Below are 13,206 nucleotides of genomic sequence, written 5' to 3'. Positions count from 1 at the left end.
GCCGCTCGTTCACAAATTCCAAATTTCCCGTGTCCTATTCTATGGCGGCCAGCACTGGCCCCTAGGTTTGCATCATTTGAACACCTTTGGAGAGCGTCGCCATATACAGCTCCGTCCCCAGCCAGTCAATATCGGTAACCGGCACTCCCGGTCTGACCGAGTAAAGCGTTAATCGCTCTCCCAGACGGCCAATACGGTAAAGCCCCCGGTCCGTACAGACATAAACATAAGATTGCCTGGATATGACCGAGAAAATAAAAATATCGGGAAACTTAACCGTGCTGAATCCCCCGCGGCCATTGCTCACAACCAGCTCACCCTTCTCGGTGGCGCCAAACAGATTATCCCGGTTGGCAGCCAGCGCTGTGACTCCAAAGCCAAGCTCGAAATCGGCCCAGCGGTCCGTCATCCGGTCATACATGCTGATGCCATGGTCGAGCCCGATATATAAATACTGCGGGGTAAATAAAAAATCATAGACAATTGAATGGCCGTAGGCGGATTCTTTCCACTTATCCGACGACTTATAATAAAGGCCGGACTGGGTAGCTGCGAAGCCGTAACCCCATTCTTCTTTATACTGATAGCAGGGATGACCGACTTCCTCGTATTCCCACTGCTTGAGCTTAAGCCGGTACAACCCTTTATTCGTGCAGGCATAGGTGACGCCCCCGGACATCTGCAGCCGGTTAACCGTCGTATCTTCCGGAAGGCCGTCCGAGAGAAGGCGCCAATCTTCGTTCGCGGGTTTCAGGTAAATCCCCTGCCCGGGCGATGCCGCTACGACGGTCCGGTCGCTGCGCACCTTGACCGAGGAGAAATGCAGCGGGAAAGGCTGCCTGTTTATATAGGAATCGGGCAACATGGATACTTTCAGCTCCTTGCCTCTTTTTAATATGTAAAGGATTACCTCTATATTAGTTGATAATGATTATCAGTGTCAACCTATGCCTGTTTTTATTTGAGCCAGAATTGAAGCAGCGACTTCGCCGGTGTCATAAAACTTCAGGCATCTTCTACAATGCCGGCGTCAAGATTCCTTTATCCAGACAGGTCTGGAGCGATAATGCCTTGACGCCTGTTCCAAACTCAATATGGACGCGCTCATCCGTCAGCTTCATTATTTCTCCGCGGCCAAATACCCGGTGCTCGACCAGCCTGCCGATCACCAGCTCCTTCCGCTCTCTGAGCGCATTGGGGTCCGCCGGAGACTGCGGCTCCTCGGTCCTCACCGTCAGCTTGGCCGGATTCTGAAGCGTACGAACCTCGCCGACGAACAACGACTCGTCCATCTTCACCCCGTCCCGGTACTTGTAGGTAATCAGCTCCAGATGCCGCTTGGCCCTCGTCATGCCGACATAGAACAACCGGACGGCTTCTTCCATCGGCCCGGTATTGCCTTCCGCTTGCTGCTTGATATCCTCGGCGGAGGGGATGACCCCCATGACCAGATCGATCATATAGACAACCTTGAACTCAAGTCCTTTGGCGCTGTGGAAGGTAGAGAAGGTCACGGCATTTTGATTCTTGTTGAAGCTGGAAGCTTTCATCACCGCCTCCAGATGCTTGAGCCTTTTGGCAAAGTCCTCCATGCTCCCAAGCGTGCTCGCGATCTCTTCCAGCGTGTTCAAATTGCCGATCAAATAATCCTTCCTGAAGCCGAGCCGCTCCACCATCTTGTCAATCGCCTTATCGTAACCCAGCTTGGTGCGGATCACGCGGATTGCTTCAAGCGGCGGCATGCCCTTCATCTGCTGCAGCGTTTCCTTGCATTCCAGAATCGGCTTGCGCTGATATTCCTGGAGATCCACATAGCTCAGCAAATTGTCGAAAACCGACTCATTATTCTGAATCTCCCGCAGCACGCCCATCTGATGCTTCGTAATATAGCCGTTAAGCTTCGTGTACACCTGTTCCAGAAGATCGTAGCGCTTGTCCGTATAAGACATCCGCATGATATTCAGCATGTCCTTGACGATCCAGTGGGAGAAAAACCGGTTGTCCGAATCCTTCATATAAAAGGGCACTCCGGCCCGTTCGCATTCATTCATCAGCATGATGGAGGAGGAGCTGTTCCGGTAAAGCACCGCCACCTCGCGAAGATCAGTAAGCTGCTGGATATGCTCCACCACATATTTGGATTGATGATTATAATCGGTAAAATTGCGGATCGCGATCGGCTCATGCGCTTCATTGTCCGTAAACATATTTTTGTCATAGCGGTTCTTGTTCCGTTTGATGAAGCCGCTTGCGATATCCACAATATCCCGTGAAGACCGGTAATTTTGCTCCATGTACAGGATCACGGCATTCGGATAAACGTCTTTGAAATGCAGCAAATAAGAAGGCTCTGCGCCCCTCCAGCTGTAAATCGACTGGTCGTCGTCGGCTACCACGCATATATTGCCATGCTCTCTTGCCAATTCCTCGATAATGGCATGCTGAACAAGCGAGGTATCCTGGCTTTCGTCCGTCAGCAGGACATCGTATCTTTGCTGATATTTATGCAGCAGCTCCCGGTTCATCTTCAACACTTCGTTAGCCGTCGTCAGCATATCGTCAAAATCCAGCAGGAGCTTGCCGGAGCCGGAGCGCTTGAACTCCTCGTAGGCAATCAGAATACGATCGGCCTGCTTCACCTCACAGGGCACCTGTGCCCATTTGTCGCTGGGAATCATTCTATTTTTGATGTAGCTGATATAGGTAGTCAGCTCTTCCATTTGATCCTCCGTTATCGTATTGCCGGCAATCGACTGATACAGATTGCGCAGAATCAGCTTCTTATGCAGCTGATGGGGGTCAAAATCCTCTCCGCCCTGTTCCCTGCCTTCCTGATTGCCCTCGATAATAAGATAAGCGGTTCGGGTCTGCTGAAAATGCTCCCGGACAATCTCAAATGCGAGACTGTGAATGGTAGAGAAATCGACTGGCGCAAGCTCCGGGAAAAACCGCTTGAACCGCTCCTTCATATCCAGCGCCGACGCCCTGCTGAACGTGACCGCCTTAATGCGCGACGGAGCGATCCCTTTCTGCTGGATCAGATAGCCGATCTTCATGATGACGGTAGTCGTTTTCCCGGAGCCGGGAGAAGCAAGCAGCAGCAGCGCGCCTTCGGTTTGAAGGACCGCCTGCCGCTGAATCTCATTCAGCTTGACGCCCGTTTCCTTTGCCTTGCGCTTAAAAAAATCCTCTTTGGTTATCATAGACAGTCCCTCTATCGTTTCTCGTTAATCCTTTATAGACAGCGGCAAATGAAGAAGCGCCGGCAGATTCTTCCCGAAGCCTGTTGCAACCCGCAGGCACAGTTGGTAATCATTGATGATCATATGAAGCTCTCTATCATTGGCGGAAACCATTTCTTCCTCCCTCAGACGGCTGCGCACCACCTGGATGTAACTTTCGTCCGAGACTCCCAATGTTACTAGCATTCGGGGAGGCAGCGCAAGCATGGAGATCGGAATCCATCGCCGCTGCTTGGCGGTCAGCACGAAATGAGCCGTTCCTCCGATGGCAAAAGTGAAATTATCGTAGACTTTATCCAGCTTAAAATCAAACATGTCCTGCAGCCGCTCCCGGAATGCCTTCACATGTTCGACGGGAAATCCGACCTCGCGCATATAAAGAACACGAAGAGCGCCGGAGGGGGCTACGATATCCTCCTTGATATAAGGATGGGCAATCAGTTCGAGCAAATTTCCATCCCCATCGCGAAAGTAAATATTTTGTCCCGTTCCAAAATGATCCACTTCTCTGCCATCCGGCCATTTCTCGATCATGACCTGCCGACTCCTCAGGAAGGCGACAAGAGCGTCGAATTCCGAGAACGGAACTTCAAACGCCAGATGCGCCGGAGCAACAGGCTCATATGCCTCCTGAAATACAATCGTACAGTGCTCCGTGATCCGGAATTCAATGCGGCTCTCGGATTCTTCCACAATAGGCAGCAGCAGACGTTCATGATAATACTGCCTTGCGCTTGGAATCGATACCGTGTTCAGCTGAAGCCCCGCATAGTGTGTAATCATGGTTTTCCACCATCCTTATTGTGGTTGTCTGCTCATTATAAACCTTCCTGCCAGAAACGGCTTTCTCCGTCTTTATTGCAATAGGGTGAATGTCTGCATGTCAAAGATGTACGGAACCGGTAGACAAAGACCGCCGGAACTGATTCCGGCGGCACTGACCTGCTTATCGTTTATGTTCCAGAAACCATTGATACAGCTCGGGATTGCCGTACGTCTCCTCCCAGATCTGATGATCAATCGGAGTTTCTAGTCGAAGAAGATGCGAGGTGACGGGCATGGACAGCAGCATCCTTTCTCAAGAGCGATTGTTCATTATTATAACGCTATCGTTCAATATTTTACCAGCCGCTTTAACTTAAACTGAAGCCGCCCGGCGCGTCTATAGGCGGCATGACAGGGGTGGCGGGGCGGTCTGCATGCCGTTTTGGACGAAGTCAATCAGCATCGCAAAAAGAAGGAACACCGCCTACTAAAGCTGTGCTTCAAATCCTGTCCGATTTGCATTATCTTCTCCTTCCAAGTCCCGAACAGCCTGCTCGCGGATGTCCTGTGTGATTCGCATGCTGCAAAACTTCGGACCGCACATCGAGCAAAAATGGGCCGATTTGGCCGCATCTGCAGGAAGCGTCTCATCGTGATAGGACATCGCCCGTTCCGGATCAAGCGAGAGATGAAACTGATCGCGCCAGCGAAAATCGAACCTCGCTTTGGAAAGCGCATGGTCCCGTATTTGCGCGTTCGCATGCCCCTTCGCCAGATCAGCGGCATGCGCCGCGATCTTGTACGCAATCACGCCTTCCTTCACATCCTCTTTATTGGGAAGTCCCAGATGCTCCTTCGGTGTGACATAACAGAGCATCGCCGTACCAAGCCAGCCTATCATCGCCGCCCCGATAGCCGAAGTGATATGGTCGTAGCCGGGAGCAATATCCGTCGTCAGCGGACCCAATGTATAGAACGGCGCCTCCCGGCACACCTTCAATTGACGCTCCATATTCTCCTGGATCAGATGCATCGGTACATGGCCGGGGCCTTCTATCATCACCTGCACGTCATGCTTCCATGCAGCTTGAGCCAGCTCGCCAAGAGTATCCAGCTCCCCGAATTGAGCCTCGTCATTGGCATCTGCAATGGAGCCCGGACGCAGCCCGTCGCCAAGAGAGAATGAAACATCATACTGTTTCAAAATTTCGCAAATTTCTTCAAAGTGCGTATACAGAAAATTCTCGCGTTGATGCGCCAGGCACCATGCCGCCATAATCGACCCGCCCCGCGAAACAATCCCTGTTACCCGCTTGGCCGTAAGCGGGATGTACCGCAGCAGCACACCCGCATGAATGGTAAAATAATCAACCCCTTGCTCGGCCTGCTCGATCAGAGTATCGCGGTACACCTCCCAGCTCAAATCCTCCGCCTTTCCGTTCACCTTTTCCAACGCCTGGTAGATAGGCACTGTGCCGACCGGAACCGGCGAGTTTCGCACGATCCATTCGCGGGTTGTATGAATGTTCCTGCCCGTGGAGAGATCCATGACCGTATCGGCGCCCCAGCGGGTAGCCCATGTCATTTTCTCCACTTCCTCCTCGATGGACGAAGCAACGGCTGAATTACCGATGTTGGCATTGATCTTGACGTGGAAGCGGCGCCCGATAATCATCGGTTCGCTTTCGGGATGATTGATATTCGCCGGTATAATAGCTCTTCCTGCCGCTACCTCGCTTCGCACAAGCTCTGCCTCCACCCCTTCACGAACAGCAATAAACGCCATCTCCGGCGTAATGATTCCCCTGCGGGCATAAAATAATTGGGTCACATTGCGGCCGCGGACAGCTCTTAGCGGTGTGTGGTTTAAAGCCGGGTACGGTTCTGCTCCCTGGCTGCCTGCCGCTTTCTCCGAGTGGAAACCGTTATCAAGCGGCTGAATCACACGCCCTTCATAGCGCTCCACATCTCCCCGATCTTCAATCCATGACCGGCGAAGCGCCGGCAGACCGTTCCGCACATCGGCCCGATAAGCGGAATCCGTGTACGGACCGCTGGAATCATATACCCGAACCGGTTCGTTTATCTGTACCTCGCCACTTCTACTGATACTTGGCGACAGTTCAATCTCCCGCATCGGCACCCGCACATCCGAACGGCTTCCTTGCACATACACTTTGCGACTGCCCGGCAATGCTCCAGCCATGATCGTCATATCAAAAAACCTCCCAAGGTAATTTGGATAATCCCCTAGGAGGCTCGCAAGGACAGCGGCATAGACGGTGCGGAAAAATTGGAACGAGCAAAGGGCAGGCAGTTCCCTGTCCTATTAGTTCCCGGTATGAGCAGGCTTCAGCCCGTTCACCGACAGCATTCCTTGACACACTATCATGCTGGAGCGAACCAGGAAGAATCCGTTCTGCCGTCCTTTGCGGCTGAGCAAATTTCTTCCCTTGGACCGTATAGAAATTTATAGGAGTGAAGCTTATAAATTCTATAAAGTTAAAAAAACCGCTCCGGCATGGGAGCGGTTTGAATGCGGCAATTTCCATCCGGAGCATGAAGACCATGCTTCATTATCCGAATAAGTGAGGCATCCCGTCTATGCGAAAAGACAACAGCATAGATCCAGCCCATAATCGCACAGACAAGCCCACTTTCCTACGCTGGCATAACCCAGATCAGGTTCAAAGGGACCAAAGCGATCAGCGCTTTATCTCAGCCCATGCGGGCGCCCCTAGTGGATTTCCTAGTACGACTATATCGCGTGAACGCACACGGAGTCAACTTATAATGTTCAATTTCTTCGATGAATGCCAACCGTCTGCTGCACATTGCCTGCAACCGTGACGGTTACGTAGTCTGTCTTCATGGTCCCGTTGTTGTAAGTAGAGGTGAACGTAAACGTCAGCGGTCCATCCTCCAGCTTCTCGAAGCTCTCATCCCACATACTCCCGCTCCAGCTGGTCCGCCGTGCGTTCGCGGTATCCAGATGGGTCGTGAAGCCGTTCATCGTCACCTCAACAGTATCCGCTTGGGTAGTTGTTACCGTATCGGTCGTTTGGGCATGCAGCAAAAACTTCTCACCTGCCCAAAAGACCTCATAACCGCGCGGGCTGTCTGCATCGCCGTTTTGATTCATATTGTATTCTCTCCGGCGCTGGTCCCACAAATCCGTATGAAGCACCTGACCCTTGACGTCAAGCGGCAGCACCGGTATGTCCTTGCGCACCAATACCGGCGGCGCTTCGCCGTCCTGGACCGTAAGCTCGACCTTATAGATCCCTGCCTTGTCTCCTCTAAAACCTGGCCCGGTGTGACCATAGGGACTATTGAGAAAGGAGCTGAAGGTTTGTGAGCCTCCCTCCGGATCCTTGACAATATAGATAACCTGTAAAGTATCCAGGTCGGGATCGTCAATGGTATGGCCAATCCGGATCGAATCCCCTTCATACACCGGTTTGGGGGTCCAGTCAAAATCGGCTGCAGGCGGCCGGTTCGTTTCGATATAGAAGTATTTCGGATCGCTCCAATTGCTCCAGTCATAGCCGTCATACACACGGACTACGACATACATGTACACATGCTCAGGCAGGTCGACAGTTGGCCGCCAAGAGAGTTCCCGGCCCGGCTTGATATCCGTATCCCGATACAGCTCTCCGCCATATTTGAAAATCTGAAGCTGGTATCGGGTTTGCAAATCTCCGTCAGCATCCGCATAATTCCATTGAAACGCCGGCCGGAATTCCGTTAGCTTCGCCGGATTATTCTGATCCGTGCTTTCAGGCACTATGATCCGGGCTTGCGGTATCTGGTTGTATATCGTGACCTGCCCGTTGTACTGCGCCTCGGCTCCTGCCGAATCCTGCACGACCTGACGGATATTGAAGGTGCCGAGTGTGTTGAACACCTTGCTCCAGAATGTCCGTGACGTGCTCTGCAATAATTCCCCATCGCCAGTTGTCATATTGCGAATGTAGTACGCATGCGGCAGGTTCTCCCGTCCGCCATCCTCGGCGTCATAGGCCGCAGAATTCATAACAACCGGAACGTTGCGGAAAGTATTCACATAGCTCGTCGTGAATCCGGGAACCGGCGGCGTATTGGGTGTCGGTATGGTGGAGATATCCAGGGATACAACGGTGTAATCCGACCATGCGCCATATTCGTCCTTCACAGCCATGCCAATTTCATATAAACCCCGTTCCTGCGGAGTTACAAGCTTTTCGTAGACAATGCTCCCCGACGGGGTGGCGTAGTAGAACTTCTTCTCCAGGATTCCCCGGGTGGCCCGGTAATCAATGGTGGACGGTTCAGTTGAGTAATTGTCAGGACTGGCATACCGGTCCGGGTCATAGCTGCTGTCGGTCCAGATCAGTTTGCCGTCAGCTGCAGGAACGGCCATAAACTGAGAGACCGGCCTGCGGTGAACGGTCACTCTTTTCGCAAACGGATTCGAGTTTTTACGGTATTCGTCAAAGGTCATATCCGAATAGAGATAGCTCGGGTGCGGATCGTCCTTCGCCCGCAGCGTAACGATGTAATCCCCTACCTTATCGAAGGTCAGCCGCTCGGAGCTGAAGGTTTGACCGTTCATGGCCGACACGCCCTGATTGTTGATGAAACGCGGCGTATGCTGAATGCTCCACTGGTAGGAGCCCGCCTTGGGATCGCCCTCCGGATCCAGAAACTGAATGTTATGGTAAGCGGCCTCCGCCGTGGCTGTGCCTGCATCCCATATCGCGTAGCTGTCCGACCATTCAATTTTATTCTGGATCGCTTTGTACGTGAAGGCGCTGAACACGACATAGGCTTTGTCGCTGAAATAGCCAAAACGCCCTTCTGCATAGCTGCCATCCGCCACGGTCAGAATCGGGATATTATTGAGGAACACATCGATCTGACTGCCGACCGTCTTGATCCTCAGGGCATAGCTTTTGTTTGATTCAAACGGATACGAGCCTGCTTTCAGCATTGTCGGTGCGCCGTTCACGTATTTCACCAGATTGAACACATGGCCATCGGTTTCCACCGCGTACCGGTTTCGTGTATCCTGCATCCGGAAGGAGAAGCCGGCCATCTCCCGGTCGTAGTCTATGTCCTCCATTCGGAAGCTGAACTTCATCTCCACATCGTTGAGTGAAAGGTCAGATACATATTGACCGTTCGTAAACGTCTTTTTAACAAGCGGCGTGGTGGTGGGCGTGCCTATCGCAACGCCTAATGAAGGTTGATCCCTGGCGGATTCATATTGAACATAGAAGAACGCTCCATCTCCAAAATATTCCCCCATGATCTGACCGCCATTACCCCAGTTGCACCCTGAACCGTTTTGGACAATCAGTGCGCCGTTTTGATCGTAAATGTTGACTGGCTTCGTTCCGCAATCACCCATCCCTTTATCGATCTCAAAATCGGTTGTATACCCGTCTGCAGTCATGGATTTATTGGCACCTGCTATATAGTTCCCGTTCCAATCCATGGTGTAGGGGGTATCGCCATCCGTTCCAAATCGATAGGTTGGTATTGTCATGCCGTTCTGAGCCATTCGACTCTTTGGTGTGCCGTCACTTGCATTCAAGACGGTGAAGTACGTATTGGGATATTCGTAATTGCTCGCGGTTATTTCATTATTGAAGGGGTTCATGGCAAATCCGCTATAGCGCGTGATACTGCTGCCGCCTCCATTGATATCTTGGCCGGTATAGCCGGGCTCTCCTGCAGCCGTCAAGTATTGTCTCCAGGCTAAGCTCATATCCGGATTGTACTTTGTGACGCTCATGTCGCGGAAATAAGTATTGCTGGGGCCTGTTGAGGCATAGCCTTGATACGTATATAAGGCTCCTGCAGGATCGGTATAGATCGGCAATAATACTTTGTAAACCAAGTTTAGCTCCTGAATGGAAGAACGCGAAGCCGGTATCAGCCAGTCAGGTTTTTCAGCAACCGACAGATCCGGGCCAACTTCTCTCCATTGGGTGGTCCACGTTGTATTTTGATTACTATTATTGTCCCGGCGGACCATAATTTTGTTTCCGTTGGCATGGCTTATGGTCCAGTTGCTGACTCCGTTGACCGTATTACTCAGTCCCATATCAGCTGCATTTTTCGTTGCCACTTCTGCACCTGTTCTTGCATTCAGCACGGTAAATGTATCGTTATTCTGGATATAAATATACTGATCAGCCAATTCCCATTTGTCTAATAAGTAGGTTCCCGGCAAGGTCTTCGTAAAAACGTAAGGGGAACCATTGGTGTAACGGTAGAGCAAATTAAAATTGCTGCTGTCCATATACGATTCTTGCGGAGAAACTTTCTTAGGGTCCAACGCATAGAGAGTCGTGATGACTTTTCCATTCAAGTATTGCTTTTCATCAAAATAAAGAAGTTTTTTGTTTGACCTGATTTGGGATGTCCCATGATCGAACTGTACATGCGTCCCGTTTTTGTTAATGAGAAGGTCCGTCATACCGGTATTAAAACGGGTTGCAGCTCGCCAGGGTGAAAGACGATTATTCCCGAATCCATTATTGTTCATATCAAAGGTCTTCAGGAAGGTGTCGAAGTTGCTCGTCTCCGAGTATGTGTAGGTCCGTGAGCCGCCAAAGTTTCGGCCTTCTCCACTTACAAGGCTGCCGCCGACCGCTTGCCATAAGTAATTCTTGTTGTATACCTCCTTTGTATCGTTGGTGATATAGACCGGCCAGTTGATCATCACTTCCGGGCGAATGGTAGTGGAAGGATTCAAATCCGGCTGAGGATTCTTCCCTTCAACCTCAAACGAAACCTCCGGCGCATTATTCACAATATCCAGCGTCAGTAATGTCTGTGCAGTCCCCAGAGTATCTCCCCACCGGCCAAATTCCTCGGTCACCTTAACGTAAAAGAGATACTTGCCCACCTTGTCCGGATTGATCGTGAGCTTGTCCAGGCGTCCGGTAACCGTCTGCCAGCTATCGTCAGCAAAGCCGTTGTTTCTCGCATCGTATTTGTACTGATACTCTGCTTTGACAATTTCATCGCCATCGGGACTGTACGACTTATTAAGAATGACTGTAGGCTCGTTCCGTATCCCAAGCGGCGGCACATCGAGCTTAGCCACCGGGGGCAGATCGGGTTTAACTATAATCGTACAGGTGGACTGGTTTAAAGATTTGAGCCCTTTGGTATCGTACACATGCAAGGACACTTGAACGGTAATATCATGGTCCGTTCCGTTCGTGTAGGAAGTGAGCTTGTTGGTCCACTCATCCCGGCCATGATTGATCGATCTTCCCGATACGGGACTATAGCTGCCGCTGGCATCGAAGGCAGAAGCCGGAACCGCGTGATTCTCGATGACGGTTGCCGGACATCTGGCTACAGGTATCGGATTTACCGGTCTGACTTGAATATAGGTGGATGCCTGGGCCGACAATCCCCACACATCGTGGATCTGAGCGCTGATATTATGAACGCCGCTCGTATCCATTTTGATGCTGTACATGCCCCACGGGACGGGTGTGTACTTTCCCGGCAATGATTGGATCCATTGCGAATCGCTGGACGCGAAAAAAAACTCATCAAAGTACAGGTTATCCCCATCCGGGTCGGTTGGTGTAGGAACAGATGGATCCTGAATAACCACAAGGTTTAGAACCGCACCTTCGATTGCTTCATGTACGGGAACGGTAGGCCGTGCCGGATCTACAAAAGCAATCGTGAATTCTGGCGGATTGTTGAGGGATGGTCCTGTTACCGTCAATGTTTTGGGTCCCACCCATTGCTCGCCGCAGCTTGTTTTAATTTTCATAGAGACATTATGTGTGCCTACCCCAATAATCGAAGGATAGGTGCTATACGTATAGACGGAGTCCGTGGTTTGCCCATACACATCAGGCCCTATCCACGTTATGCCCCGTTCGATTTTGAAAGAATGCGATATGTATGTGCAGCCATGCAGCTCGAAATCCCTGGGATGCAGCGTAAAGCTGTCCCGGTAGGATATCGTCGTAGGGATGACGTCGAAATCGCCGGTTATCGATTGATTTTTTTGATAAAAAAATGAGACATACGCTCTGGTTTGGGTAGACGTTAAGCTTACTTGAGCTGATCCCGTTTTTGGGGTTACCGTATTGGAATAACTTACGTAAGACACGTTGCTGCCGACTATCGTTCCATAGCTGCTAACCGGGTTATGAGAGGAATTGTTTGGTAGCGTCGCTATTGGTACGGTTGTTTCTCCTGCTAGGCTGTATGGCCCCGAAGAGCTTGTTTTCACCATATGCCTTACTTTTACTTCCCCAGCTACAGAATCAACCTTATAGTAATAATAAAGAAATAAGGTTCCAAAACTTCCGTCATATGTACCTAAATTATATTCTCCTATCGTAGGTAATCCCGATGAGGGTGGTGTCCCACTTGTCGTTATCTTGTACCCTTTATAGGTATATCCAGGTTTATCCGTATGCGTAAAGCTATATGGCTTTGTTTTTTCTAAAGGTTGCTCCCGGTCGTTAAAGACGGAATCCAAACTATTTCCGTTCTCATCGAAGTGTTTAATGATGGCTTTCCCATCTGTGGGAACAGTAACTGCATCATAATATAAATTCAAAGTGTAGGTATCAAACAAGGCATCATACGTAAACGGCGGTAATTTCCCGTTTATTATACTCCCCGTTGGCGCATCCCCCGTCGTACTTTTTTTGTATCCCACGTACTTGTAAGACGCATTCGTTTCAGGGTCTACTTTAGGGTAGGTTTGCCCTGCAACCATGTCATAAAACTTTTGGGGAAATATTGTATTCAGATTTGTTCCATCTGTTTTGTAATGATTGACTACCAATTGGCCATCTAGTTCGAATTCTAGGAGTACAGGGAAGTAAAACCTGTATCCTTGTACTTTTGGTCCGCAACCGGAACAACTTGTAGGGTCCTCTGCACGTAGATCCATTAAAATTTCGGAATCTAGTTGGGCGTTTATTTCTACTCTGAAATCTATTGTACTTGTTCCGTTACCTTTTTTAGCCGTTGATTTTGCACTAGTTATATCCTTACTTATCCTGTCTGAGTATCTATCATAAGAATCTCCAGGTCTCGTTTGGTCAAAATAAAATTTGTGTTTTGAATTTACTATATCGAACTTATAGACATCAACATCTCTGATAGACCTCCCGGCAAAAGTGAACGAATAATTCCAACCTATATCCACATAATCATT

5 protein-coding genes and 1 riboswitch are annotated in these 13,206 nt (G+C 50.4%); all 5 genes read right to left on the bottom strand.

The features are described 5' to 3' along the window. Nucleotides 1–61: 61 nt before the first annotated feature. The gene (locus AC0YOB_RS09150; protein ID WP_475792577.1) at nt 62–865 is read right to left on the bottom strand and encodes a hypothetical protein; all 804 of its coding nucleotides are present in this window, start codon (nt 863–865) and stop codon (nt 62–64) included. A gap of 151 nt (nt 866–1,016) precedes the next feature. Then, nucleotides 1,017–3,203 (bottom strand): ATP-dependent helicase, encoded by a 2,187-nt coding sequence (locus AC0YOB_RS09145; RefSeq protein ID WP_475792576.1) that lies wholly within the window; start codon nt 3,201–3,203, stop codon nt 1,017–1,019. Nucleotides 3,204–3,227: 24 nt separating this feature from the next. Then, nucleotides 3,228–4,025 carry a VOC family protein gene (locus AC0YOB_RS09140; protein WP_475792575.1) on the bottom strand — a complete coding sequence of 266 codons (798 nt, stop codon included), beginning with the start codon at nt 4,023–4,025 and terminating at the stop codon, nt 3,228–3,230. Nucleotides 4,026–4,494: 469 nt separating this feature from the next. Further along, nucleotides 4,495–6,222, bottom strand: a complete 1,728-nt coding sequence (gene thiC, locus AC0YOB_RS09135) for a phosphomethylpyrimidine synthase ThiC (RefSeq protein ID WP_475792574.1) — start codon at nt 6,220–6,222, stop codon at nt 4,495–4,497. Between the two features lie 426 nt (nt 6,223–6,648). Further along, nucleotides 6,649–6,756: riboswitch (TPP riboswitch) on the bottom strand. A gap of 48 nt (nt 6,757–6,804) precedes the next feature. Continuing rightward, a complete protein-coding gene (locus tag AC0YOB_RS09130) occupies nt 6,805–12,144 on the bottom strand; it encodes a hypothetical protein (RefSeq protein WP_475792573.1) in 5,340 nt (1,779 codons plus the stop codon). Nucleotides 12,145–13,206 lie beyond the last annotated feature (1,062 nt).

Source organism: Paenibacillus sp. JT31N17 (assembly GCF_056269255.1).
This window is presented reverse-complemented; position numbering and strand designations above follow the sequence as displayed.

What these genes read in the sequence shown, in the direction of transcription:
- AC0YOB_RS09145 (WP_475792576.1), bottom strand. Translation starts at nt 3,203, where the DNA reads ATGATAACCAAAGAGGATTTTTTTAAGCGCAAGGCAAAGGAAACGGGC.
- AC0YOB_RS09150 (WP_475792577.1), bottom strand. Translation starts at nt 865, where the DNA reads ATGTTGCCCGATTCCTATATAAACAGGCAGCCTTTCCCGCTGCATTTC.
- AC0YOB_RS09140 (WP_475792575.1), bottom strand. Translation starts at nt 4,025, where the DNA reads ATGATTACACACTATGCGGGGCTTCAGCTGAACACGGTATCGATTCCA.
- thiC (WP_475792574.1), bottom strand. Translation starts at nt 6,222, where the DNA reads ATGACGATCATGGCTGGAGCATTGCCGGGCAGTCGCAAAGTGTATGTG.